Annotated in this window: 17 protein-coding genes; 5 read left to right on the top strand and 12 right to left on the bottom strand. The window is 60.3% G+C overall.

What is annotated here, in order from left to right:
• Positions 1-43: 43 nt before the first annotated feature.
• The 9 genes from ABCR88_RS25730 to ABCR88_RS25690 all read right to left on the bottom strand — a co-directional run bounded on the left by ABCR88_RS25730 (position 44) and on the right by ABCR88_RS25690 (position 12,735).
• The gene (locus tag ABCR88_RS25730) at positions 44-2,890 is read right to left on the bottom strand and encodes a TrlF family AAA-like ATPase (RefSeq protein WP_350403664.1); all 2,847 of its coding nucleotides are present in this window, start codon (positions 2,888-2,890) and stop codon (positions 44-46) included.
• 145 nt (positions 2,891-3,035) lie between these two features.
• Positions 3,036-3,464 (bottom strand): TetR family transcriptional regulator, encoded by a 429-nt coding sequence (locus ABCR88_RS25725; RefSeq protein WP_350403663.1) that lies wholly within the window; start codon positions 3,462-3,464, stop codon positions 3,036-3,038.
• Positions 3,461-5,359, bottom strand: a complete 1,899-nt coding sequence (locus ABCR88_RS25720; RefSeq protein WP_350403662.1) for an integrase — start codon at positions 5,357-5,359, stop codon at positions 3,461-3,463. Before ABCR88_RS25720 ends, ABCR88_RS25725 begins: the two co-directional genes overlap by 4 nt.
• Entirely contained in the window at positions 5,356-7,032 is a 1,677-nt protein-coding gene (locus ABCR88_RS25715) for a hypothetical protein (protein WP_350403661.1), read from the bottom strand. The genes ABCR88_RS25720 and ABCR88_RS25715 overlap by 4 nt, the downstream gene beginning before the upstream one ends.
• A complete protein-coding gene (locus ABCR88_RS25710; RefSeq protein ID WP_350403660.1) occupies positions 7,032-8,180 on the bottom strand; it encodes a tyrosine-type recombinase/integrase in 1,149 nt (382 codons plus the stop codon). The genes ABCR88_RS25715 and ABCR88_RS25710 overlap by 1 nt, the downstream gene beginning before the upstream one ends.
• A 155-nt stretch (positions 8,181-8,335) precedes the next feature.
• A complete protein-coding gene (locus ABCR88_RS25705) occupies positions 8,336-9,499 on the bottom strand; it encodes a DUF4350 domain-containing protein (RefSeq protein ID WP_325985156.1) in 1,164 nt (387 codons plus the stop codon).
• Positions 9,496-11,046, bottom strand: a complete 1,551-nt coding sequence (locus tag ABCR88_RS25700) for a DUF4129 domain-containing protein (protein WP_350023149.1) — start codon at positions 11,044-11,046, stop codon at positions 9,496-9,498. The genes ABCR88_RS25705 and ABCR88_RS25700 overlap by 4 nt, the downstream gene beginning before the upstream one ends.
• Positions 11,033-12,013: a stage II sporulation protein M gene (locus ABCR88_RS25695; RefSeq protein WP_015636782.1), complete on the bottom strand. Its 981-nt coding sequence runs from the start codon at positions 12,011-12,013 to the stop codon at positions 11,033-11,035. Before ABCR88_RS25695 ends, ABCR88_RS25700 begins: the two co-directional genes overlap by 14 nt.
• On the bottom strand, positions 12,010-12,735 hold the full coding sequence (locus ABCR88_RS25690) for an RDD family protein (protein ID WP_350023148.1): 726 nt from the start codon (positions 12,733-12,735) through the stop codon (positions 12,010-12,012). The genes ABCR88_RS25695 and ABCR88_RS25690 overlap by 4 nt, the downstream gene beginning before the upstream one ends.
• 182 nt (positions 12,736-12,917) lie before the next feature.
• On the opposite strand from ABCR88_RS25690, the gene sbcB reads away from it, so the two are divergent.
• Positions 12,918-14,345 (top strand): exodeoxyribonuclease I, encoded by a 1,428-nt coding sequence (gene sbcB / locus ABCR88_RS25685; RefSeq protein ID WP_236184127.1) that lies wholly within the window; start codon positions 12,918-12,920, stop codon positions 14,343-14,345.
• A gap of 104 nt (positions 14,346-14,449) precedes the next feature.
• Here the strand turns inward: sbcB and mvaT are convergent, their stop codons facing one another.
• Positions 14,450-14,824 (bottom strand): histone-like nucleoid-structuring protein MvaT, encoded by a 375-nt coding sequence (gene mvaT / locus ABCR88_RS25680; RefSeq protein ID WP_011063041.1) that lies wholly within the window; start codon positions 14,822-14,824, stop codon positions 14,450-14,452.
• Positions 14,825-15,170: 346 nt separating this feature from the next.
• Between mvaT and purU the strand changes: the two genes are divergently transcribed.
• Positions 15,171-16,019: a formyltetrahydrofolate deformylase gene (purU, locus tag ABCR88_RS25675; protein ID WP_011063040.1), complete on the top strand. Its 849-nt coding sequence runs from the start codon at positions 15,171-15,173 to the stop codon at positions 16,017-16,019.
• Positions 16,020-16,087: 68 nt separating this feature from the next.
• Complete coding sequence (locus tag ABCR88_RS25670) at positions 16,088-16,270, top strand: hypothetical protein (protein WP_350023147.1); 183 nt, start codon at positions 16,088-16,090, stop codon at positions 16,268-16,270.
• A gap of 40 nt (positions 16,271-16,310) precedes the next feature.
• Here the strand turns inward: ABCR88_RS25670 and ABCR88_RS25665 are convergent, their stop codons facing one another.
• Positions 16,311-18,200, bottom strand: coding sequence for a methyl-accepting chemotaxis protein (locus tag ABCR88_RS25665; protein WP_015636779.1), 1,890 nt, complete (start codon positions 18,198-18,200; stop codon positions 16,311-16,313).
• Between the two features lie 193 nt (positions 18,201-18,393).
• On the opposite strand from ABCR88_RS25665, the gene ABCR88_RS25660 reads away from it, so the two are divergent.
• Entirely contained in the window at positions 18,394-19,881 is a 1,488-nt protein-coding gene (locus ABCR88_RS25660; protein WP_212805618.1) for a helicase HerA-like domain-containing protein, read from the top strand.
• 14 nt (positions 19,882-19,895) lie between these two features.
• On the opposite strand, the gene ABCR88_RS25655 is transcribed toward ABCR88_RS25660, so the two are convergent.
• On the bottom strand, positions 19,896-20,351 hold the full coding sequence (locus ABCR88_RS25655) for a DciA family protein (protein ID WP_011063036.1): 456 nt from the start codon (positions 20,349-20,351) through the stop codon (positions 19,896-19,898).
• A gap of 322 nt (positions 20,352-20,673) precedes the next feature.
• Here ABCR88_RS25655 and secA point away from each other — a divergent pair, with 322 nt between their 5' ends.
• A complete protein-coding gene (secA, locus tag ABCR88_RS25650; protein WP_011063035.1) occupies positions 20,674-23,415 on the top strand; it encodes a preprotein translocase subunit SecA in 2,742 nt (913 codons plus the stop codon).
• Positions 23,416-23,452: the final 37 nt, after the last annotated feature.

The following is a 23,452-nucleotide window of genomic DNA, read 5'->3' as shown; positions in this document are numbered from 1 at the left end:
ACGACTAGCAGTCTGGTCTGCCCCGGAGCTGCTTGACTGGCTTTCAAACCTCTCTTCCCAAGCGCTGGTAGCGTTTCTCAAATGCCTCTTCACCACCTTCCATCACTTGGCATACCTCTTGGCGCATGACCTGCTCTTGTAGAGAGCCAGCCTGCTTCACATGGCACTGGTGGTTGAAGTCCAGTACATGGATTAATTCGGCATCGCCGTTTACAACGATGTTCGGGTTGTGAGTCACGATGATCAACTGACGACGCAGCTTGTTAGATCGAATCTGCTGAACCACCAATCCATAGATAAGGTGATTGTCCAAGTCGTCCTCTGGTTGATCAAGCACCAAGGGCTCGGTGCCATGGGCGAGCAGAAAGGCCAGCATGGCTGCTGCGCGCTGTCCGGCAGAGGCTTGTCCGATGGATTGGAAGTCTCGGCCGTCACCTTTGCGACTGTACTCCACCTGTAGGCCGTCGTCTGGGAACCAGCACAAGATGTGATCCATAAACTCTGGGCGCTTGTCCGTCTCAGCCTTCAAGAACTTATTGAACCATCCACCAAACTCAGCCTTGCCGCGGCATGCCTGAGATAGACGTTTTTTTTGAGCCATCAGTGATTGCTCAAAGTTAAGTGTGTCCCACTCACCTGGCTTCTCGACAAGATCGAGTGCGGCCATCAGGTCTGCTATCAGCCCCTTTCGGGCGGAGCCATCCTGGTCTTGGTACAAGTCGTCAGCATATTTGCCATCGGCTACACCAAGCACCTCCCGCAGTGATCGTTCGATACCCTGGATATCTCGGCTGTAAGGGATCAGTTCGATGCGTACAAAAGGGTTATCGCGTAGCGTTGCCTGCAGGAACGTATTGCGCTGAGTACTTATGGTGCGGCGCACTGTCTGCACTTGCTCCAATTGCGACATCGCTTTTTCGCGTAGGTCAGCAAGTTGCTTCTGCAAAGCGTCTAAGCGCTTCAGTTCGGTTTCCAGCCGCTGCTTTTCCTGCACCAGGCGTCCATACTCGCTGGGGTCGCTGACTCCCTGTTGCTGCAGATTGGCCTTGAGTTGGTCATAGGCTGTCTTGGCTGAGCCGATTCGAGTGAACCAAGGCGTTGCCTCCAGCTCGCCCCTGAGGGCTTGCCCACGCGCTTGCAGCGCCGAAGCAGCGTTCTCGATATCCAGCCTCGTTTTGTCGATAGCCGCTTTTAGCGTTTGAACAAATACTAGCGCCGGACCGTCTTCTTGGGCGTCAAACAACCCTTCTTGCAAGTCGTCCGACTGCAAATCAGCAGCGACTTTCTTCAACCGGGCAGCCAGTTCGGCGGATGCGTCAAGGTGGCGTTCAAGCTCACGGCTTTGTTGGCTGGTGTGTTGGTAGTTTTTCAGCACCACCGTATGATCCGCGCCCTCGAAGCGAGCTAGTTTGCGCTGTATGTCCTGCAGGGATAGCGTCAGTGACTCACGGCCTAGCAGCTTACCCTCCAGCTCGCGCATCTGCGCCCGGGATGCCAGAAAAGCACTTTTGGCCTCCTCGAACGCCGCTTTTTGCGCCCGCGTATCAGCGGCATCGTCGATTACTTTCAACAAAGCTTGCTGGCTGTCGCTAGCCAAAGCTGCAATCTGTCCCTGACTGAACAGCCTTACAGGGAAGCGCTGCTCGTTGATGGCTTGGCTGTCCGAGGGCTTGAAGTCCGAAGTGGTGGTATCCCATTCCTCCACTGCATGCCCTTGGCCGTCTTGTCGCCAAATCAGGCGATAGGCTGAGCCGTCACGATGTACCCGAACAGAGACGGCTGTATCTGTGAGCAGGCCGCCATCATCATTTCCGGTCTTGGCAACTACGCTGAACTTGCTGAAGGTTTGTCCTGCCTCCGATGTTCGCGGCAATTCGCTTTCCCGCCGATAGGCGAGGCGTAGGGCATGCACGATCGTTGACTTACCAGTGCCGCGACCACCGATCAGTGCATTGAAATAGGGGTTGAGTGGCAGGCTAGCGGCCGCTTTGCCACGCCCCATGTAGCGTGCGTTCTGGATTTCAATCGATTCAATGAAATGTTCGGGCGTATTGAACGGCGTAAAGCCGTTGCTTTGATCACTACGGCGAACTGAAACTTCCTGCCCATCCAGCAGTGCTAAGCGCAGACCTTCCAAACTAGGTTTGGCCATCTTGATCCAAGTGTAACGCGAACCAGGTACGGCCGAGCCCCGGAAGCTATGGCAATCGCTACCTACCACACTGGCAAAGTGTAGTTTCATCTCATCCAGCACTACGGGATTAGGGCTGTTGGACGCGGTCCACTCTAAGGCCAAGATGCCTGGCTCTTGGAGAATCTGTTTGACGGTGGTGCTATCTAGCAAGCACTTGCGTGTACCCGGCTCGACTTGTAACAGTCCTTTGTCACCCTCCACATGCGCCGGAATGGCGATGCCGCCTTCGGCAATAACACGTCCGACCACCTTGCCGGCACCTTCGCGGGTGACACCATCGCTGTCACCGCGCGTTCCGTCGTAGTCCACTTTGGCCAGTAAATCACTAATGGTTTGGCTGGAGGCGGACGGGTCGAATAGGGCCAGCAGATGGAAACCACCTTGAACAGATATCTCCACGCCGGGGAATAGATGAAGTTCGCGGAAACCTTCAGATGGGGTACCCATATCCGCCAAACGCTTCATGTCGGTGTAGGCTGCCTTGAGTCGGTCTACCCACTCACCGCTGTTATGGTCAGTGACTGCCACACAGTCGATTTCGGCGGCCATGTACTTGAGTAGCCACTTCTGCGGAGTCAGTTCATCAGGCGTGCCGATGGCAGCTTGCCAAGCGCATGTATCCTTGGATGCTGGGGTGTGCGTGTGAAAGTCGAATTTCCACCAGCGTGCACCGGGGTATGGCCAAGCCAGACTCATCCTTTTCTCCTTTTTTTGACCATTATTTTCCCGGCTTGATGCCCGCAGCTACTCACAGTATCCCTCTCCCTGCGGACAAACAAAGGTGGTGCATTAATGCCCCGTCAATAGACGAATATTTCTTTCGTGCACCCTACGAATCGACCTATCTATGCGGCTTCTTCGCGGCCAGATCGACCATCTTCCGGTCACCCATCTTAGCTTTTAACACACGGTTCTCGTCCAATAGCATCTCATTGATGGACGCGAGATTTGCGACCTTAGCCCGTAGTTCCTCGATCTCCTGACGGTAGGCTGCGGACTTTTTTCGCTCGGCAATCAAGTCCTGGTGTTTCACATCACGCATGGCGCGACTGGAGCGCCCTTGCGCCTCGCGGATAGCCTCGGCAATGCCTCGGTAGTAGTTGTGGATCAGCGCCGTCGACACGCCGGCCTCGCGGGCTACTGCGGCGATGGTGACCTTGGTTTCACCAGTGTGGGCACGGCCCTTCTGGATACGGTATAGGGCGAGCTTCAGATCCTTCTCCCGATTCTCAGCCGGCTTGTAGTTGATTGCTTTGTCCTTGGGCTTCATGCGGTCAGGGCCTCCGGGGCCATACCCAACTGGATCAGTACATCTCGACAGCGATTAAGGTCGCGCTCAACGCGCTGGCGGCCTCCCTCGCCAATATCCGAGCACTGCAGCAGCTCTTTCAGATCATCGTAGAGTCCCTGGTAGATGGGCGCGTGCCAGGGGCCGATCACGGCATTGTTGCAGTTACCGCAGCGGGTGCGTTCCAGGGTACTGCCGACGCAACCGTCATTGTCCGCCGTACACCAGGCATGGCCGTTGCTGCGAATAGCGGTGCTCTCGGCAATAGACTTCAGCATTGAGGCGCGATCTTTGAAAATCAGCAGATTCTGTGGCTCCCGCTGCCACTGCTTGATTGCCCGGCCATAGCCGCCGGCCAGGGGGGCTTCACCCAGCCAGTTATCGACGACGCCGAGCTTGATGTCTTCCAGCTCCGCCTGAATATCCTCATACAGTTCAAGGTCAAGGTGCTGTCCCCAACTGTCGTCCATGGCGTAGCCCAAGGTCATGTCCACCGACCAGTGTGAGAAATGCTCCTTGAGGTAGCGCAGGTCACCGAAGCGGCTGTGTGCGGCGTAGTTAGCGAACTTGCGGCGGAACTGGTGACTGGCAAGGTTCCAGCTCAACCCGCAACTTTTGGCGAACGTCTTCAGGTTTACGCTCCATGACCAGCCTGACAGCGTGTGAGCCTGAGTGCTCCCGTTGAAATCTAGACTGAGAAAGAGCGCATAGCGGTGCTTTTGCGCCTCGGCGATTTGCGGGTCATGAGGGTTGGTGCGGCGCCGCTGTGCGATCTCGGCGGAGATCATGGCCTGATAAGGTGTAGCCCAGCGCTCCATCAGGCGCAGGGCACGCACAGCGGCCTCGGGGATCATCCAGTCATGCACACCTGTATCTGTCTTGTCCGAGCGAGAGCGCATCCAGTGGTAGACAGTGCCTTCATCATCCTGGGTGCGGTGGTGCGCGCCGGACTGCACATTGGCCAGTTCGTGGTTGCGACAGCCGGAGGTGCTGGCCAGGACGATGTAGCAGGCCGTGCGCAGGTCGGTCAGTGCTTTGTTGAAGGCTTTCAGACCGTCCTCCCATCCAAGGGAGGTTAAGTGGCGGTTCTTGGCCCAAATGACGCCCCAGATGCTTAGTCCCTTTCGCTGCGTCGCGAGGGCATCTAACGCATCTCGCAGGTCAAGCAGGTGCTGGCCGCGCTCAATCTGCTGGTAGGCCTGCTCGAACAAAACGCAGAACACATCATCGGGGATCAGAGGTGTCTTGCCACCCTGCTTACGGATTGCGCCGTTACCGGTAAGTCCAGCTATCGCCTGCGCGGAAGTATCGGGCCAGGGATGCTGCAGCATCGGGTCATCTGTGTACTGACTAAGTTCATACAGTGCTTCGACAGCCTTGAAACGACTATTCAGCCCACTTTGCGACAGCGGCTTGCCCTTGGATCGGCTGCTCTGCCGGTGTGCCTTGCAGGCGGCAACATAAGTCGAGCAGACGAGGGGGGTTACCGCACCCAAATGGTCGATTTCGAGCGTCTGCAGGTGGCGCAGGAATGGTCTTGTATCAGAGAAAAATTGTCGTACCCCGCCGCCTTTAGGTCGGCTTACTCCGTAACGCCCGCGCCGTAGATAGCGGTACAGGATTGCTTTTATCACCCCTCGAAACGCCTGCGGCATGGTGTTGAAATCCAGCCATTTCTTATTGGTCTGCGTGTTGCTGCTGAAGCCGTCGAGCTGCCAAGCGTCGTCGCCATAGCGGCTGAGAATGACCCACAGCCCATCGACCTGAGTAGTACTGATGATCAGAGCGTCGCGTTCGGATTTGGGGAGCCCACGTGCATCGCCCGGTTGAGCGGTAAGGTCGGAGTGAGGTAACGCCAACAAGGTGTTTTCCCTCATGCAAAGACCTCCAGGCTGTCGATCAGATCAACCGACCAGAACGGGTGGGGCAGGGTGCGAGCACGCTCACGGGCGGTTTCCACGGCTGCGGGCTTGAAGATGCCACGCCGCAGCCCCTCAGCAACGATGTAGTGGTCGATCAAGCGGGGGATGTGGGCGTACTCCCGTGTCCAGCGTCGCTTATCAATGCGCGAGCGCTCGGCCAGCACGCGGAAGTAGAAGCTGAACAGCTTGTACAAGTCCTCTGCGGTCACCGCATAGTGCCTGCAGCGCAGGCAGTTCATGAAATTCATGCAAGTCTCGCCCTCGTGCTTCGGAGCGTACTGGCCATTTTCTGAGTCGGCGCAGTGGCCCATGGGAGTGTCCCTGTAGGACGCACCGATAGTTTGAGTCAGCAACTCCTGCACCAGTACCTCGCCCATGAACTGCCAGTTGCGACAGGCATTCTCATCGGGCTTTAGGTAGCTTTGGTCTGCCACCTGCAAGGTATTACCGAGGGCCGAAGCGGTGATCGCCAAATCTCCATCGGTCAGCTCGAAGATGCGATTGGCGAAGGTTTTTCGCAGGCGCGAAATATTGATGCGTAGCGGCTTTCCATCGTTGTCAGTCAAGCCATGTTCGGCTACGAGGTGGTTTGTTGCCTGAGCCAATGTTCCTATGTTCAGCGTGGTGACTTGACCGATACCCTTGCCGCTGCGAGCGCGATACAGCCATACGCGGCCTTTGAGGTCGTCCGGAGTTTCTGCGTCCAGAGGGGCGGTCAGAGCCATCACACGGCGGATCAGGCGCTCTACGTTGATTCTCACGCTCGGCGTAGATTCCAGAAGGCGCTCGGCGTCCGACTCGGCGCGCAGAGCCACCTTGCTGGTGTTGTAGCCGCGACGCTTCCACAGCGTCAGGAGCACGATGTTGTCCTTGGGATGCGGGCGCAGGCAGTCGCGGCCCATTTCCAGGAGGGGCGTCGCATTGCGTCCAGTGTGCAGCGCCACCACCAGCAGGGCGCAAGATAGTAGTTCGCCGGTCACAGGCGCGTCGTCGGCCCAGATCGGCTTGATTGCTTGCCTCAGCGCCACCACGAACGCTTGCCGCTCGCGCTTGGATAGCGCCGTCTCACCCTTGACCTTGCGATTGCTGTTCGGGAAGGGGGTGCGTGGGAAGGTGGCCGCGTCGCCGGAGGTGACTAAGGGGATCAATCCACGCCGCCCCAAGGCCAGCAGCACGGACTTGGTCTGCGTGTAGAGGGACTTCTGAGCTGTGGTCGCCACGCCAAGCCCGGCCAGATGGCCGAGATAGCCGTCGATCAGGTCCCTGTTCACATCGGTCAGGGCCAAATCACGGCCAAAAGCCGTCGCCCGTAGTACACAATAGTCGAGGAAATAGCGCAGCCCAATGCAGTAGCCAACCACAGTTCGGGCCGTGACGGCACCATCCTGGCCGGCAAGGAAGCGTTCGACCTGTCGCTGGCAGGCGTAGGTGATGGGGTTGATGCTGGAGTCGTACCAGCGGGCAAAGTCGAAGCGCCGGAGGGGCGAGGCGTTCCGCCCGAATTCGATCGTGGTGTTTGTCTGAGGAATGGCCCCAGGAAGAATGACCACATTGCCGGCCACGTCTTGGCCGTGCTCGACTTGAGGAATGCTGAGGTCGGTCTTGGCAAATACCTTGCGCTTGCCCATCAGGCGGCCCCCGCCAGTGCGTTCAATTCGTCGTCATAGGCTAGCACCGCCTCGTCGGCCATTTCGGTGACCAGATGCAGGTACACCATGGTCGTCTGAATCGAACTGTGACCGAGTTGCCGCTGCACGAATACCAGAGGCTCCAGCCCGCTCGCAGGGTTGCGTTGAAAGCTGACTAGGGTATGGGTGGCATAGGTATGTCGGAGCATGTGCGTATGGACCTTGATTCCAGTCCGCTTGCCGGTTCCGCTGATGATCCGGTTGAGGCTCTTGCCGTCCAGTCCATAGGGTTGCCCGAACTGGTTGAGAAATAGCGCCCTTTGCGGGCTTTTGCCCAGCGAGGCACGCTCGCCGCGCACCTTCGTCACATAGCGATAGAGTTCGGCCATGAACTGGCGACTGATGTAAATCTCTCTCGGCTTGCTGCCCTTGGTCACCATGCCGCTACCATCAAATGGATCGAGAAGAACGCGGAGGTTGCGCTCGGTTCGTACCGCCTTGTCCGGGTCGAAAACATAGGTCAGTGGGAAGGCGGCGATTTCCTCGCGGCGCAGACCTGTATGCAGCGCTAGGCGCATCATCATCCGGTGATGGGGGTTCTCCGCTGCGGCCAGGAGCGCCTTGACCTCCGCCAAGCTCAGGAACTTGGGCAGCGTTTTTTGGCTACGTGGCATCACATCGTTTGCCATGGCCTTGCCACCGCTGGCATCGACATGCGCAAGGAAGCCTGCTCTGCGCCTCACAGTACGTTCTTCATAGGCGAAGGGCAGGCGCTTCACCCACCCCTCCTTTAGCGCGAGTTCGTAGAATTTGCAGATGTAATGCAGGCGCTGGCGAGTGGTGTTGGGTGTCAGTTCGCACGTCACCAGGCAGTAGTCCCGATATGCCGCCACAAGGCTCTTGGCCTCGCCACGATCAACGTCGCGCCAGTCCAGCTCATGGGCCTGGAGGAAGCTGAAGAAGTCGTATAGCGCGCGACCAGTGCTGGGCCAGGAACGCTTGGAGCCAATAGTTCCGCGAAGCAGGTAGTGACGGAAGAATTGATTGGCCGGGACGCAACTCTCCATCGAGTCCCAAAGCAGAATGGGGAAACCCGGATAGGGTTGCCCAGCGATCACCAGGTCCTCTGTAGCCCACACAAGCTCCATCTGCCGTCCCCTGCACTGACCAGACCCCCAAAGCTTTTGTCTGCTTTGACAGAGTGAGAGCTATTGGATCGCACCCTCAAGCACCATCTCAGGCTATGAACTCGTGAAGGTCTGTTTTTTATAGACGCAATATCTAACGGTTACAAGGTGCCGGATCATAGGGCATTCCTGAGAGTTTGCAGGCGGGCGACCTGGTGGCTGAAATCAACGCTGGAAAGGCGCTGTCCGGACAAGGGTTGCAGGGCCTGTCGAATGGCCTCGACAGGTTGTTGGCTGAGCAGGGCCAGCACGTCCCACTGGGCCTCGGCCGGCAATTGCTCGAAGCCCGGGTGGCGGCGCCGTGCACGGCGCCGGATATCCAGTTGCAGGGCCTGCAGCAACGCACCCTGGCCAGCATGGCGCAGCAGGAAGTCGGCACTGGCCCGCAGGTGTTCACGCAGTTGACGCCGCGCCTTGGGGGCCGGAGCCAGCAACGGCCCGTGGCGCACGCCGGCCTGCCAGAGCCACAGGCCGAGCAGCAGGGCCAGGGCTACCAGCGCCTGGGGGAAATAGCGCCAGAGCAACTGCCAGAGGTCCGGGTGATCGGTATTGAACAGCAGCGTCACGGCGCTATCGGTATTGAGGTACCACAGCAGCCAGGCGTTGTCGTACAGGCCGATGGCCGGGGCTTTCCAGATATCGGCATCGGTGAGCACGATGACCGCGCCCTTGCCGTATTCAAGCTGGATCATGTGGGTCGCCACGCCGCTGTTGGCCCAGGATTGCGCCAGGCTTTGCGGGTCGTCCAGGTGGAAGTCGGTGTCGAAACTGATGTAGGCCGGAGCCTGTTCGTCTTCCAGGTAGACCTTGGTCAGCTTCGGATAGGCATCGTCGGCTTCCGGCTCCGGTGGCTCGTCAAGGTCCTGGCTGAGCTGCTGGTGGATCTGCACCCGGTCCAGCAGCAGGTCGCCGCTTTTCTGGCTGTCCTCGTCCCACAGGGCCTCGGCGACGAAGAGCAGGCGGCCGCCGGCGCGGGCCCACTCCAGGAGCTGGTCGACCTGGGGCGGGCTCATGTTCGAGCGCTCCCCCAGCAGCAACAGGCTGTTGCCGGCCGGGGGCAAGCTGGCCAGGACGTCCAGGCTATTGGCGTGTTGCACCTTGAGGCCACGTTCGCGCAGGAACATCTCGGCCGCCAGGTAGGGGTTGGCCCGGGCCTCGGGGGAGGGGCCGTGATCGACCATTTCCTGATAGGGCGTGGCATGGCGATACAGGTAATAGCCGCCGGCCCCGAGCACCAGAGCCAGGAGCAGGACCAGGCCGCCCCACAGGTAGCGCTTCATGGCTGTGCTCCGGGGCCGAACAGGCTGCGCCAGGCGCCGCACAGCTGTGGTTGCAGATCGGCGCCGGGTACCTGATGACCGTACGCCATGTTCTGCCAGTGGCGGGTCAGGCTGATGCTGAAAGCCTCCAATTGTGGCTGCTGCAGCGCCTTGATGCGCTCCAGCACCTGGCCTTCGGTATCGGCCACGCTGAGGGGCAGGTGGAAGTCTTCCAGCAAGCGGCTGAGCAGCGCCCGGTACAGCAGGCCCAAGGCTTCCCGGGGCTGGCTGGCCCAGAGTTCAGCGGCGCGGGCGGCGACATCGGCGGGCAGGGTTTCGCTGCTGACTTCCAGCCCGAACAACTGCTGGGGCATGGCCGCGGGGCGTTTCTTGCGCGGCAGCGGACGACGGCTGACGAAGGCCTGCAGCCAAGCGCGGTAACGCCAGATCAGCCAGCCCAGGGCCGCCAGCAGCAACCCCCAGAGCAGAATCTCCAGGCCCTTGGCGACCCCGCCGAAACTGTCCTTGCCCAGGCTTTCCAGCAGGTTCTTGAGCCAGCCTGGAGGCTTGCCCTTGGCGTCCTTCTTCTGGGCTTGTTCGTCACCGAAACGATAGCGTGTGACCGACTCCTGGTTCTTGAAGGGGGGCTTGTCCAGGATGGCCTGGATGCTGTCCCTGGAGGCCTTGCTGGTCAGCGGTTGCTGCAGCAGCCGCGGGGTCTCGGGGCCGGCCGCGGAACTGCTGGGGGCGGCGGCCCAGAGCGCTTGGGTCGGTGCCAGGAACAGCAGGCCGGCGAGCAAGAGCAGCGTGCTGGCACCGGTCAGGCGCTGGCGCAGGCGACGGAATACCAGCTCGATGTCCCAGGCCTCCAGCTCGGTGCGTCGGTTCAGGTACAGGCTGAAACCGCAGGCCACGTAGATCGGCTCCCAGATCACCAGGACCAGGGCGTAGAAGACGTTGGTCAGGTGTTCCAGCCATAGCCAGTCCTGTTGGGCGGCGATCATCAGGCTCTGCCAGCTCCAGTCCACTTCGACCTGTTGTGGCAGCAGCAGGTAGAACAGCACCATCAGGCCAATCCACAGGGCGCCTTCCAGGTGCATGCCAATCAGGGTCAGCCAGCGCGCGGCACCGGCATTTTTCTGTAGCAGCACCGCCAGGCGTTGTTGCCGGGCATCGGCGCTCAGGCCTTCAAGTTGTACCACCGGCAGGGTGAAGCTGCGGCTCATGCTGAAGCGACGCCAGGTCAGGCTGGCCAGCAGTTGCGGCTTGAGCAGGCGAGGCCATTGTTTCAGCGCTTGCCCCAGGCTGGGTGTTTCACCGAACAGGGCTTTAGACAGAATAAACAGCGGCAGGCGTTCGAAGGCCGGCTTCAGCCACCAGAACAGCAGGATCGCCAGCGACGGCGATTCCCAGAGCAGCAGGCTCAGCAGGGCGAACACTGGCAGGCTGACGATGGCCCAACTGGTCATCAGCAAGCGCCGATGACGCTGGCTCAGTAGCACGCCCAGGTCCATGGCCTCCCAGGCGCTGCGGGGGCGGATCACCACGCTGGCATCACTCAGGCGCATGGGATTCACGTCCGGCCAGGGTCAGGTAGGCCGCCACCAGGCCCCAAAGGGCACTGCCGACGCTGTATTTGACCCAGGCGGCCGGCCAGGTCATGGAGGACCAGTAGGCTTCGACAAAGGCGGCGATCAGCAAGAAGCCGATGACGCCGTAGATCAGTTGCACGCTGACGCGCGCGGCTTGCAGCAGGGCTTCGCCGCGGGTCAGGCGGCCTGGCGCGATCAAGGCCCAGCCAAGCTTCAGCCCGGCGGCGCCAGACAGGGCAATGGCGCTGAGTTCAAAGGCGCCGTGGCCGATCACGAACGGCCAGAAGGTCTGGCCGAAGCCGATCTGGGTCAGGTGGCCGGCAATGGCGCCTATCATCAGGCCGTTGAAAAACAGGAAGAACACACTGCCCACGCCGAACAGCAGGCCGCTGGCAAAGGTCTGAAAGGCGATCCCGATGTTGTGCATGATGTAGTAGCCGAACATCACCCAGTCTTCGCTCGAGGCCCGTTCGGCGGCCCGCCCCAGGCGCCCGGCGGTAGGGTCGTACATGCTCTGCATCTCGCTGACTTGCTGCGGGCTCACCAGGCTGTAGATCAGATCGGGAAACAGGTACACCAGCACCCCGATGGCCAGCAGGCTGCCGAAGAACAGCAGGCTGGCCAGCAGCACCAGGCGCCACTCCTGACGCACCAGACGGGGGAAACCGGCCAGCACGAAACTCAACAGATTGGCCCCGAAGGCGCTGCGCTGTCGGTACAGCTGCTGGTGGCCACGCAGGGCCAGCTGTTGCAGCGGATCGATCAGGTAGCTGCTGTAGCCGCGTTCTTCGGCCAGGGCCAGATGCTGGCACAGGCGTCGGTAGTCCTGGACGAAGCTCTGGCATTCCTCGGCTTTGGCCCGGCCATGTTCCAGACGCTCGAGCAACTGCTCGAACTGCTGCCATTGCGCCTGGTGGCGGTGTTCGAAAAGGCTTTGTTTCATGGGGTTCCCAGGAAGCCGCGGGCAATGCCATTGAGTTCGGCCGTGGCCTGGGCACTGGGTACATGCAGCGGTTGCGCGAGGATGCCGGCCAGTTCCCGGGTACGTTCGGCCGACAGCTGGCCCTGGCGCTCGGCAAAGCCGAGGATCGCCCGTTGCTCATTCAGGCTCAGGGCGAAGGGCGCAGTGCGGGGGACGGCTGACGGCAGTTCGGGGCGTTTGACCGGCTGCTCGCGGTAGATCACCAGGGTGCCGGCGGCCAGATCGCCGAGGCGTTTGAAGGTCGGGTGCTGCAGGCAACTGATGGCGCCGAGGAAATAGCCGAAAGGCAGCATGTCGGCAAAGCGCAGCAGGTTGCGGGTCAGGGAGGCACTCCAGCCAATCGGGGTGCCGTCGTCCTGCACCACTCGCAGTCCCATCAGTTGCTTGCCAGGGGAGCGTCCCTGGTTCAGCACCTCGAACAGCACCATGTACCACCAACTGATGAGGAACAGCAGGATCGAGCCGAGGCCGACGCCGACTTCGTCGAAAAAGCCCAGGATGATGAACAGCAGGCCCAGTATTAGCCCGCGGATGCCCAGGTCGAGACTGAAGGCCAGGGTGCGCACCAGCAACCCCGCAGGCCGCAGAGGCAGGTCGATGCCCTCGGGGGTTTCGACCTGGTAGCGCGTATCCAGTGGCGGGTGCAGCGATGCGTTCCTTGGCGTTGCTGTCGTCTCAAGCATGGGTAACTTATCGGCTTGGTCTGGTAAAAAATCCAGCGCCGATGCTAGCAGTGTCTGAGGGGCAAACGACATCATTAACTACGAATTCGCCAAGTCCAATGACTTCGCCCCGGTTCGTGCGGCTGGCCCTGACGGCGCCTGAACGCCTAGACTGCGGCGGTCTTTCAGTTCAGGAACAGGCCGTGACTTCCCTCTTTTGGTACGACTACGAAACCACCGGCATCAATCCGCGTTGTGATCGCCCGTTGCAAGTGGCCGGTATCCGCACCGACCTGGCACTCAACGAGATCGACGAACCGGTCAACCTCTACTGCCAGCCCAGCGACGATATCCTGCCCCATCCGATGGCTTGCATGATCACTGGCATCACCCCTGGCCGTCTGGCCGAACAAGGCCTGGGGGAGGCAGATTTCATGACCCGGGTGCACGAGCAACTGGCGCGCCCCGGGACCTGCGGCGTGGGCTACAACACCCTGCGTTTCGACGATGAGATGACCCGCTACAGCCTGTACCGCAATTTCTTCGATCCCTACGCCCGGGAGTGGCAGGGCGGCAACAGCCGTTGGGACCTGATCGACGTGGTGCGCACGGCTTATGCGTTGCGCCCCCAGGGGATCGTCTGGCCCGAGGAACAGGGGCAGGTAAGCCTCAAGCTGGAGCGCCTGACCGCAGCCAACGGCATCGATCACGGGCAGGCCCATGACGCGCTGTCCGATGTCCGGGCGACCATCGCGCTGGCGCGATTGGTTCGCGACAAACAGCCCAGACTCTATGACTGGCTGTTCCAGTTGCGCAGCAAGCAGCGGGTGATGGATCAGGTCCGCCTGTTGCAACCCATGGTGCACATCTCCGGGCGCTTTTCTGCGGCGCGCCACTACATCGGCGTGGTCCTGCCCCTGGCCTGGCATCCACGCAATCGCAATGCCTTGATTGTCTGCGACCTGCACCTGGACCCTCAGGGGCTGCTGGAGTTGGACGCCGAAACCCTGCGCCAGCGTTTGTACACGCGCCGGGAAGATCTGCTCGAAGGCGAGTTGCCGGTGCCGTTGAAACTCATCCATATCAATCGCTGCCCGGTCGTGGCGCCATTGAGTGTTCTGCGCAGTGAAGATCAACAGCGGCTGCACTTGGACATGGAGCTATATCAGCGTCGGGCTGTGGCCTTGAGCGAAGCTCAAGAAGTTTGGCGGGATAAACTTTCGGTGATTTATGGCCCGGATGAATTTGCCGCAAGCGATGATCCGGAGCAACAGTTGTACGACGGTTTTATTGCTGACCGTGACCGGCGTTTGTGTGAGCAAGTACGTGAGGCTGATCCGTTGCACTTGGCCCAGCAACAATGGCCATTCGATGATGAGCGCTTGCCGGAATTACTCTTTCGCTACCGTGCCCGCAACTTTCCAGAAACATTGAACAAAGCCGAGCAAGAACGTTGGCTGGTTTTTTGTCAGCAGCGTTTGCTAGATCCGCAACTCGGTGCGCCCAATACCCTGGAAAGTTTCCGGCAAGGGCTTGAGCAATCGCTGTTAAGTGCGGACCCGGTGCAGCGTCAGGTTCTGGATCAATGGCAGGACTATGTGCAGGCTCTGACTCGGCGCCTGGCTCTTTGAGCAGCGGCCCCGCTTCTTGAGCGGGTTGCCAGGGCATAAAAAAACGCCAGCATGCTGGCGTTTTCTCTGTAGGGCTGCAAAGCCCGGGCGCTCAACGGCGAGGCTTAGCCCAGCAGGGTGGCCCAGCCTTCTACCACGTCGCCGCCCCACTTGGCTTTCCACTCTTTCAGAGTCTTGTGGTTGCCACCTTTGGTTTCGATGACTTCGCCGTTGTGCGGGTTCTTGTACTGTTTAACTTTACGGGCGCGCTTGGTGCCGGTGGTTTTAACCGCGGCGCGAGGTGCTTTAACTTTCGAGTCCGGATCCAGCAGGGCGATGATGTCGCGCAGGGATTTGGAGTACTCGCCCATCAGGCTGCGCAGTTTGCCTTCGAACTCCAGTTCGGCTTTCAGTTTGTCGTCTTGGGACAGGTTCTTCAAACGCGCTTGCAGTTCTTTGATGGCTTCTTCAGTGGCACGGTATTCGTTGATCAGGGACATGAGGACTACCTTATTGAGCGCTGAGTGGCTGGGTGACAGTGTCGCAATAATAGTCAGGGAGTTTGAGCAAGTAAACATAATACCGCTGTTTTATTCGTCTCTCTTAGTGTGTTTAGGCGTAAAAGACATTTCGCTATTTAATAGGTTGATGCATTCGGGCCGGTTATTCACAAACTAGTTAAGCACTATTTACAAGTGCCATTACGGCGCCTGGAGTAGCAGCCGCTAAGCCGGGCCGGAGCGGCCCCTGGGAATCTACCCGGGGCGCTGGATGCAATGAATACTGCAGTTTTGTCGCGCAATCGCTAGAATGGCGACCTTTGCGAAGTTCTGGAGTTTCCCCCCCATGCGCACCTTTCGGTTGGTGATTTCTTGCCCTGACCGCGTTGGCATCGTTGCCAAAGTCAGTAACTTTCTAGCCTCCCACAACGGTTGGATCACCGAAGCGAGCCACCACTCGGACAATCTCAGTGGCTGGTTTTTCATGCGCCACGAGATTCGTGCCGATTCACTGCCCTTTGGCCTGGAGGCTTTTCGCGAGGCCTTTGCGCCGATCGCCGAAGAGTTCTCGATGGACTGGCGCATTACCGATACCGCCGAGAAAAAACGCGTGGTACTGATGGCCAGCCGCGAATCCCACTGCCTGGCCGACTTGCTGCACCGCTGGCACAGCGATGAGCTGGATTGCCAGATCGCCTGCGTGATTTCCAACCACGATGATCTGCGCAGCATGGTCGAGTGGCACGGCATTCCTTATTACCACGTGCCGGTCAACCCGCAGGACAAGGAGCCGGCCTTCGCCGAGGTGTCGCGCTTGGTCAAGCAGCACGACGCCGAAGTGGTGGTGCTGGCGCGCTACATGCAGATCCTGCCGCCGGAGCTGTGCAGCGAGTACGCGCACAAGGTGATCAACATCCACCACAGCTTCCTGCCATCCTTTGTCGGTGCCAAGCCTTACCATCAGGCCTCGCTGCGCGGTGTGAAGCTGATCGGCGCAACCTGCCACTACGTCACCGAGGAGCTGGACGCCGGTCCTATCATCGAGCAGGACGTGGTGCGGGTCAGCCACAGCGACAGCATCGAGGACATGGTGCGTTTCGGTCGTGACGTGGAGAAAATGGTCCTGGCCCGCGGCCTGCGCTATCACCTGGAAGACCGCGTGCTGGTGCACGGCAACAAGACTGTGGTGTTCTGATTGAAAAAAAACCAGGCGCGGGGGTTCAATACCCCGCTCCTGGTTTTGCACATCACGAGGTCAGCCCGATGACCGATCCACTGGATAAAGCCACGTCCAAGGCACCCGCCACCCTCGGCGAAGGTTGCCTGAGCCGTTATGACCCCGATGAGTTGAGCCCTGACGACGGCACCGATTTTCCCGATGCCGCGCAGTTGTGGGAGCAATTGCAGCAGGAACCCCAGCTGCCATCCCGGCCCAAGCCTGCTTGAGCCTGTCGCCGGCTAGCCGGCGACAGGGCATTGGGCGCTTTCAGATCCTGAAACTGCCCACCAGTTGCTTCAAGCGTGCTGCCTGCTGCTCCAGATCGGAGCAGGCCCGCAAGGTAGCCTGGAGGTTTTCCACGCCTTCCTGATTCAGCGTATTGATCTCGGTAATGTCCATATTGATGGACTCCACCACCGAGGTCTGCTCCTCGGTCGCCGTAGCCACCGACTGGTTCATACCGTCAATCTCGCCTATGCGCTGGGTCACGCTGTTGAGTCGTTCCCCGGCCTGGTTGGCGATTTCCACGCTGTCCTGGCTGTGGCGCTGGCTGTTGCTCATGGTGCTCACCGATTCGCGGGCGCCCACTTGCAATTCCTCGATCATGCCCTGCACTTGCTGCGCCGACTCCTGGGTGCGGTGCGCCAGGTTGCGCACTTCATCGGCAACCACGGCAAAGCCGCGTCCTGCCTCGCCGGCCCGGGCCGCTTCGATGGCCGCGTTGAGCGCCAGCAGGTTGGTCTGCTGGGAAATGCTGGTGATCACTTCGAGGATCTGCCCGATGTTCACGGTCTTGCTGTTGAGGGTTTCGATGTTGCTGCTGGAGGCGCTGATCATGTCCGACAGTTGGTTCATCGCCTGGATGCTGCGATCCACCACTTGCTGGCCGTCTTCGGCGAGGTTGCGCGCATCGCTGGCCTGTTGCGAAGCCTGGGCGGCATTGCGGGCGATTTCCTGGGCGGCGGCCCCGAGCTGATTGATGGCGGCGGCCACGCTGTTGGTGCGGCTGGCCTGCTCGTCGGAGTTGAGCATCGACGAGTTGGAGGCGCTGACCACGCGCAGGGCGACTTCGTTGACGTGCTCGGTGGCCGAGGACACTTCGCGGATCGAGCCGTGGATGCGTTCGACGAAACGGTTGAAGGCAGTGCCGAGGATGCCGAACTCGTCCTGGTTATGGATGTTCAGGCGTCGAGTCAGGTCGCCTTCGCCATCGGCGATGTCCTGCATGGCCCGGGTCATCACGTGCAGCGGCTGCATCAGCAGGCGGATCAGCAGGCCCAGCAGGGCAATGGTCAGGGCCACGGCCGTCAGGGTGGCGATGATCGCCGAGGTGCGGAACTCGCTGAGCATGGCGAAAGCCTTGTCCTTGTCCACGGACAGGCCGATGTACCAGTTCACCGAGGACAGGCCCTTGATCTGGGTGAAGGTGACAATACGCGGCTTGCCATCGACAGTGATCTCGCTGAGTTCACTGCTGATCTTGGGGGTGTCCTGGGGGTAGACGTCCTTGAGGGTCTTCATCACCAGGTTCTTGTCCGGGTGTACCAGGATCTTGCCGTCGGCGCTGATCAGGAAGGCGTAGCCCATGCCGTCGAAGTCCAGGGCATTGATGCTGTCGGTGATTACTTGCAGGCTCAGGTCGCCGCCGACCACACCGATCCTCTGGCCGGCCTTGATCACGCTGTCGACGATGGAGATCACCAACTGGCCGGACGCCAGGTCGATATAGGGTTCGGTCAGGGCCGAGCCGCTGCTGCTCTCGGCACTCTTGTACCAGGGGCGGGCGCGAGGATCGTAGCCATCCGGCATCTTGCTGTTGGGACGGATGATGAAGGTGCCGTCATTGTTGCCCAGGTAGGCCCCCATGAAGGTCGAGCTGACGGATTTCTGTTCCAGCAGGTTGCTGACATTCGCAGGGTCCGTGTTGAGGGCCACCGACTGGGAGATGTTCTCGATCAGCAGGGCGCGACCGGCGAGCCAGGTCTGAATATTTTTTGCCGTGACGTCGCCCATTTCCTGAAGATAGTTGTCCAGATCATCACGAATGGCGTTGCGTTGCAGGTAATCGTTGTAGAGCGTGAATAGTGCAAATGCAGCTATGACGATCAGCGAGGCGGCAAGCAGGATCTTGTGGCTGAAGCGCAGATTTTTGTTCATGGCTTGGGGTGTCCGCTAAGGTCTTTGAGTCCAGGGCATCGGGTTGGAAAAACGCACAGAAGGGCGGTGTTATAAGTAAGCTGATATCTCCATCTATCCCAAGGGAATTACCTGACCTTTATTTCAGATACTTCTGATCCATCATTTATTCATATCGACCGTGTAAGGCCAAAGATTAACCAGGGGTGACAAAATGCCTGACTCATCGCAACTCGTAATCGGTGCCGGCCTCGATGGCCTGCCGATCGCCCAGGCCATGCGCCTGGCCAACCGCCACGGTCTGGTGGCGGGCGCCACGGGCACCGGCAAGACCGTCACCCTGCAGCGCCTTGCAGAAGCCTTCAGTGATGCCGGGGTGGCGGTATTTGCCGCAGACATCAAAGGCGACCTCTGTGGGCTGGGTGCTGCGGGCAACCCCCAGGGCAAGGTTGCCGAGCGGATCGCCGGCATGCCCTGGCTCAAGCATCAACCACAGGCCTATCCGGTGACCCTGTGGGATATCCATGGGCAAAGCGGTCATCCTCTGCGCACCACCCTGAGCGAAATGGGCCCGCTGCTGCTGGGCAGTTTGCTGGAACTCACCGACAGCCAGCAGTCGGCGCTCTATGCGGCGTTCAAGGTGGCTGATCGCGAAGGCCTGTTGCTGCTCGACCTGAAGGACCTCAAGGCGCTGCTCAACCACCTCAAGGACAACCCGCAGCTGCTCGGGGACGATGCTGCGTTGATGACTACCGGCTCCAGCCAGGCGCTGTTGCGGCGCCTGGCGACCCTGGAGCAGCAGGGCGCCGAAGCACTGTTCGGTGAGCCGGCGTTGCAGCTGGAGGACATTCTGCAGCCGGCCGCCGATGGTCGTGGGCGGATTCATCTGCTCGATGCCAGCCGCCTGGTGCATGAGGCGCCGAAAGTCTATGCGACCTTCCTTTTATGGCTGCTGGCCGAGCTGTTCGAGCAACTGCCGGAGCGGGGCGATGCGGAAAAACCGCTGCTGGCGCTGTTCTTCGACGAAGCGCACCTGCTGTTCGCCGGTACTCCCAAGGCCTTGCAGGACCGGCTGGAGCAGGTGGTGCGGCTGATTCGCTCCAAAGGTGTGGGGGTGTATTTCGTTACCCAGTCGCCCGGGGATCTGCCGGACAATGTCCTGGCTCAATTGGGATTGCGTATCCAGCATGGCTTGCGGGCATTTACTGCCAAGGAGCAGAAGTCCCTGCGCGCCGTGGCGGATGGTTTCCGTCCCAACCCCGCCTTCGATGCGCTGGCGGTACTGACCGAGCTGGGCATCGGCGAAGCGCTGGTGGGTACCTTGCAGGACAAGGGCACGCCAGAAATGGTCCAGCGGGTACTGGTGGCGCCGCCGCAGTCGCGGATCGGGCCGCTGACCGAGGCCGAGCGCCAGGCCCTGATCGCCAGTTCGCCGTTGCTGGGGCGCTATGACAAACCGATCGACCGCGAATCAGCCTATGAAGTGTTGCTGGGGCGCAAGGAGTTGGCACCGCAGGATCAGCAGCCTTCTGGCAAAGCAGCGGCTGAAGAGCCCAGCCTGGCCGACCGGGCGGGTGAGTTCCTTGGCACGGCTGCCGGGCAGGCATTGAAGTCGGCCATGCGCCAGGCGGCTAATCAATTGGGACGGCAACTGGTGCGGGGCTTGATGGGTTCCCTGCTCGGCGGCAGCAAGCGGCGCTGAAGTACAGGCTTGAGTCAGCCCCGCGGTTTGGCGTGGCTGGCCAGGCGCTCCAGGGCCGCGCGCAGGTTGGGGTCGGTGATGCCCTCTGCGGTGGCCTGGATGGTTTCAGCGGCGTTGTTCGACAGGTCCATGGTGTGTCCCGCGGCTCCTTGCTGGACCGTCGGCGGCTGGACCTTGAACAGGATGCGCGTCAGGTTGCTGAACTCGTTGAACTCCAGCAATTGACGTTGCAGGCGCTTTTGCTGATAGCGCAGGCGCGTTGCCCAGTGCCCGTCGGTGACGATCAGCAGCAGGCTGCCTTCACGCCAGGAAGCAACGTGGCAATGTTCGCGAGCGGCCGGCTGCAGCTGGCTTTCCAGCAGGCGCTGCAGATGCGCCAGGCGCTGGGCGTGGCCGAGTATGGCTTTCAGAGGCTTGGCTTCGCGAAGAAGAACGGCGGGAGCGCGTGCCGTAAGGGGGCGAAATGCCATGATCAGAAACCTGAAGTTACAGAGACGCCATGGTAGCAGAAAGCGCCCGCCACGCCGGCGCCATCGCTTGTTCGTACTTTGATCAATTTCTGGTTCTTTGCTGATCGTAATCATTAACTTCTGTGGTCAATGGGCTTGAAGTTCAGCGAAAAGCCCTTATTTTAGGTGAGCCCCGTCACAGCGCTGTGCCAGCATCGTGGAATAACGCCACTTTCCTCACCATCGTTTCCGGGTAGAATGCTCGTTCGCATGCGGCCATGAGGGCTGCTCGGGCGACTCACGGGGCCGCCCTCCAACCCTATGTGTGGAAGATCCTGCCGATATGTTTGCGCCTTTGTTAAAGAAACTTTTTGGAAGCAAGAACGAGCGTGAAGTCAAACGCATGCTCAAGACGGTACAGATCGTCAATGCCTTCGAAGAGCAAATGGTGGCCCTTTCGGACGATCAATTGCGTGCCAAGACTGCCGAGTTCAAGGCCCGTATCGCCAAGGGTGAAACCCTCGACAAACTGCTTCCCGAAGCCTTCGCGGTCGCCCGTGAAGCCGGTAAGCGGATCATGGGAATGCGCCACTTCGATGTGCAGCTGATCGGCGGCATGACCTTGCATGAAGGCAAGATCGCCGAGATGCGCACCGGTGAGGGCAAGACCCTGGTAGCGACCCTGGGTGTGTACCTCAACGCCCTGTCCGGCAAGGGCGTGCACGTGGTGACCGTGAACGACTACCTGGCTCGCCGCGACGCCAACTGGATGCGCCCGCTGTACGAATTCCTCGGCCTGAGCGTCGGCGTGGTCACGCCGTTCCAGCCGCCTGAAGAGAAACGTGCTGCCTACGCCGCCGACATCACCTACGGCACCAACAACGAATTCGGTTTCGACTACCTGCGCGACAACATGGCTTTCAGCATGGAAGACAAGTTCCAGCGCGAGCTCAATTTTGCCGTGATCGACGAAGTCGACTCGATCCTCATCGACGAAGCCCGTACTCCGTTGATCATTTCCGGCCAGGCTGAGGACAGTTCCCGCCTGTACACCGAGATCAACAAGCTGATCCCGCGCCTCGAGCAGCACATCGAGGAAGTGGAAGGCCAGGTCACCAAGGCCGGGCACTTCACCGTCGACGAGAAGACCCGCCAGGTCGAGCTCAACGAAGCCGGTCACCAGTTCATCGAAGAAATGCTGACCCAGGTCGGCCTGCTGGCTGAAGGCGAAAGCCTGTACTCGGCGCACAACCTGGGCCTGTTGACCCACGTTTACGCCGGCCTGCGTGCGCACAAGCTGTTCAACCGCAACGTTGAATACATCGTCCAGGATGGGCAGGTGGTCCTGGTGGACGAACACACCGGTCGTACCATGCCCGGTCGCCGCTTGTCCGAAGGCCTGCACCAGGCCATCGAAGCCAAGGAAAACCTCAATATCCAGGCCGAGAGCCAGACCCTGGCTTCGACCACCTTCCAGAACTACTTCCGTCTGTATACCAAGCTGTCCGGCATGACCGGCACCGCCGACACCGAAGCCTTCGAGTTCCATCAGATCTACGGTCTGCAGGTGATGGTGATTCCGCCGAACAAGCCGCTGGCTCGTAAGGACTACAACGACCTGGTGTTCCTGACCGCGGACGAGAAGTACGCCGCGATCATCAACGACATCAAGGAGTGCATGACCCAGGGCCGTCCGGTGCTGGTTGGCACCGCGACCATCGAAACTTCCGAGCACATGTCCAACCTGCTCAACAAGGAAGGCATCGAGCACAAGGTCCTGAACGCCAAGTTCCACGAAAAGGAAGCGGAAATCATTGCCCAGGCCGGTCGCCCGGGCGCCCTGACCATTGCCACCAACATGGCCGGTCGTGGTACCGACATCCTGTTGGGCGGCAACTGGGAAGTGGAAGTCGCTTCCCTGGAAAACCCGACGCCTGAGCAGATCGCCCAGATCAAGGCCGACTGGCAGAAGCGCCACCAGCAAGTGCTGGAGTCCGGTGGCCTGCAGGTGATCGCTTCCGAGCGCCATGAGTCCCGTCGTATCGACAACCAGCTGCGTGGCCGTGCCGGCCGCCAGGGCGACGCCGGTTCCAGCCGCTTCTACCTGTCCCTGGAAGACAGCCTGATGCGTATCTTCGCCTCTGACCGGGTGAAGAACTTCATGAAGGCCCTGGGCATGCAGTCCGGCGAGGCGATCGAGCACCGCATGGTGACCAACGCCATCGAGAAGGCCCAGCGCAAGGTCGAAGGCCGCAACTTCGACATCCGCAAGCAGTTGCTGGAGTTCGACGACGTCAACAACGAGCAGCGTAAAGTGATCTATCACATGCGCAACACCTTGTTGGCCGCGGACAACATTGGCGAAACCATCGCCGACTTCCGCCAGGACGTGCTCAACGCTACCGTCAGCGCCCACATCCCGCCGCAATCGCTGCCTGAGCAGTGGGACGTGGCAGGCCTGGAAGAAGCCATCCAGAGCGGCTTCGGTGTCAGCCTGCCGATCCAGCAATGGCTCGACGAAGACGATCACCTGTACGAGGAAACCCTGCGCGAGAAGCTGCTCAACGAGCTGATTGCCGCGTACAACGAGAAAGAAGACCAGGCCGGTGCCGAAGCCCTGCGCACTTTCGAGAAGCAGATTGTTCTGCGGGTACTGGACGACCTGTGGAAAGACCACCTGTCGACCATGGACCACCTGCGTCACGGTATTCACCTGCGTGGTTACGCGCAGAAGAACCCGAAGCAGGAGTACAAGCGCGAATCCTTCACCCTGTTCTCCGAGTTGCTCGACTCCATCAAGCGCGACTCGATCCGCGTGCTGTCCCACGTCCAGGTGCGTCGCGAAGACCCGGCCGAGGAAGAGGCTCGCCTGCGTCAGGAAGCCGAGGCTCTGGCCCAGCGCATGCAGTTCGAACACGCCGAGGCACCGGGGCTGGATCAGCCGGAAGCCCTGGAAGAGGGCGTCGAGGTCGATGTGGCCCTGGCCACCGCGCCAGTGCGCAACGAGCAAAAGCTTGGCCGCAATGAACTGTGCTACTGCGGTTCGGGCAAGAAGTACAAACACTGTCACGGCCAGATCAACTAAGATCCCCGCCAGACACTGAAACACCCGCGCCGTGACG

Origin of the sequence: Pseudomonas sp. W17 (assembly GCF_040268305.1) — a bacterium.
GTDB lineage: Bacteria > Pseudomonadota > Gammaproteobacteria > Pseudomonadales > Pseudomonadaceae > Aquipseudomonas > Aquipseudomonas protegens.
This window is presented reverse-complemented; position numbering and strand designations above follow the sequence as displayed.

What these genes read in the sequence shown, in the direction of transcription:
- ABCR88_RS25725 (WP_350403663.1), bottom strand. Translation starts at nt 3,464, where the DNA reads ATGAAGCCCAAGGACAAAGCAATCAACTACAAGCCGGCTGAGAATCGG.
- ABCR88_RS25660 (WP_212805618.1), top strand. Translation starts at nt 18,394, where the DNA reads ATGCCTGACTCATCGCAACTCGTAATCGGTGCCGGCCTCGATGGCCTG.
- ABCR88_RS25665 (WP_015636779.1), bottom strand. Translation starts at nt 18,200, where the DNA reads ATGAACAAAAATCTGCGCTTCAGCCACAAGATCCTGCTTGCCGCCTCG.
- mvaT (WP_011063041.1), bottom strand. Translation starts at nt 14,824, where the DNA reads ATGTCCCTGATCAACGAATACCGTGCCACTGAAGAAGCCATCAAAGAA.
- ABCR88_RS25730 (WP_350403664.1), bottom strand. Translation starts at nt 2,890, where the DNA reads ATGAGTCTGGCTTGGCCATACCCCGGTGCACGCTGGTGGAAATTCGAC.
- ABCR88_RS25715 (WP_350403661.1), bottom strand. Translation starts at nt 7,032, where the DNA reads ATGGGCAAGCGCAAGGTATTTGCCAAGACCGACCTCAGCATTCCTCAA.
- secA (WP_011063035.1), top strand. Translation starts at nt 20,674, where the DNA reads ATGTTTGCGCCTTTGTTAAAGAAACTTTTTGGAAGCAAGAACGAGCGT.
- purU (WP_011063040.1), top strand. Translation starts at nt 15,171, where the DNA reads ATGCGCACCTTTCGGTTGGTGATTTCTTGCCCTGACCGCGTTGGCATC.
- ABCR88_RS25670 (WP_350023147.1), top strand. Translation starts at nt 16,088, where the DNA reads ATGACCGATCCACTGGATAAAGCCACGTCCAAGGCACCCGCCACCCTC.
- ABCR88_RS25700 (WP_350023149.1), bottom strand. Translation starts at nt 11,046, where the DNA reads ATGCGCCTGAGTGATGCCAGCGTGGTGATCCGCCCCCGCAGCGCCTGG.
- ABCR88_RS25710 (WP_350403660.1), bottom strand. Translation starts at nt 8,180, where the DNA reads ATGGAGCTTGTGTGGGCTACAGAGGACCTGGTGATCGCTGGGCAACCC.
- ABCR88_RS25705 (WP_325985156.1), bottom strand. Translation starts at nt 9,499, where the DNA reads ATGAAGCGCTACCTGTGGGGCGGCCTGGTCCTGCTCCTGGCTCTGGTG.
- ABCR88_RS25655 (WP_011063036.1), bottom strand. Translation starts at nt 20,351, where the DNA reads ATGGCATTTCGCCCCCTTACGGCACGCGCTCCCGCCGTTCTTCTTCGC.
- ABCR88_RS25690 (WP_350023148.1), bottom strand. Translation starts at nt 12,735, where the DNA reads ATGCTTGAGACGACAGCAACGCCAAGGAACGCATCGCTGCACCCGCCA.
- ABCR88_RS25720 (WP_350403662.1), bottom strand. Translation starts at nt 5,359, where the DNA reads ATGAGGGAAAACACCTTGTTGGCGTTACCTCACTCCGACCTTACCGCT.
- ABCR88_RS25695 (WP_015636782.1), bottom strand. Translation starts at nt 12,013, where the DNA reads ATGAAACAAAGCCTTTTCGAACACCGCCACCAGGCGCAATGGCAGCAG.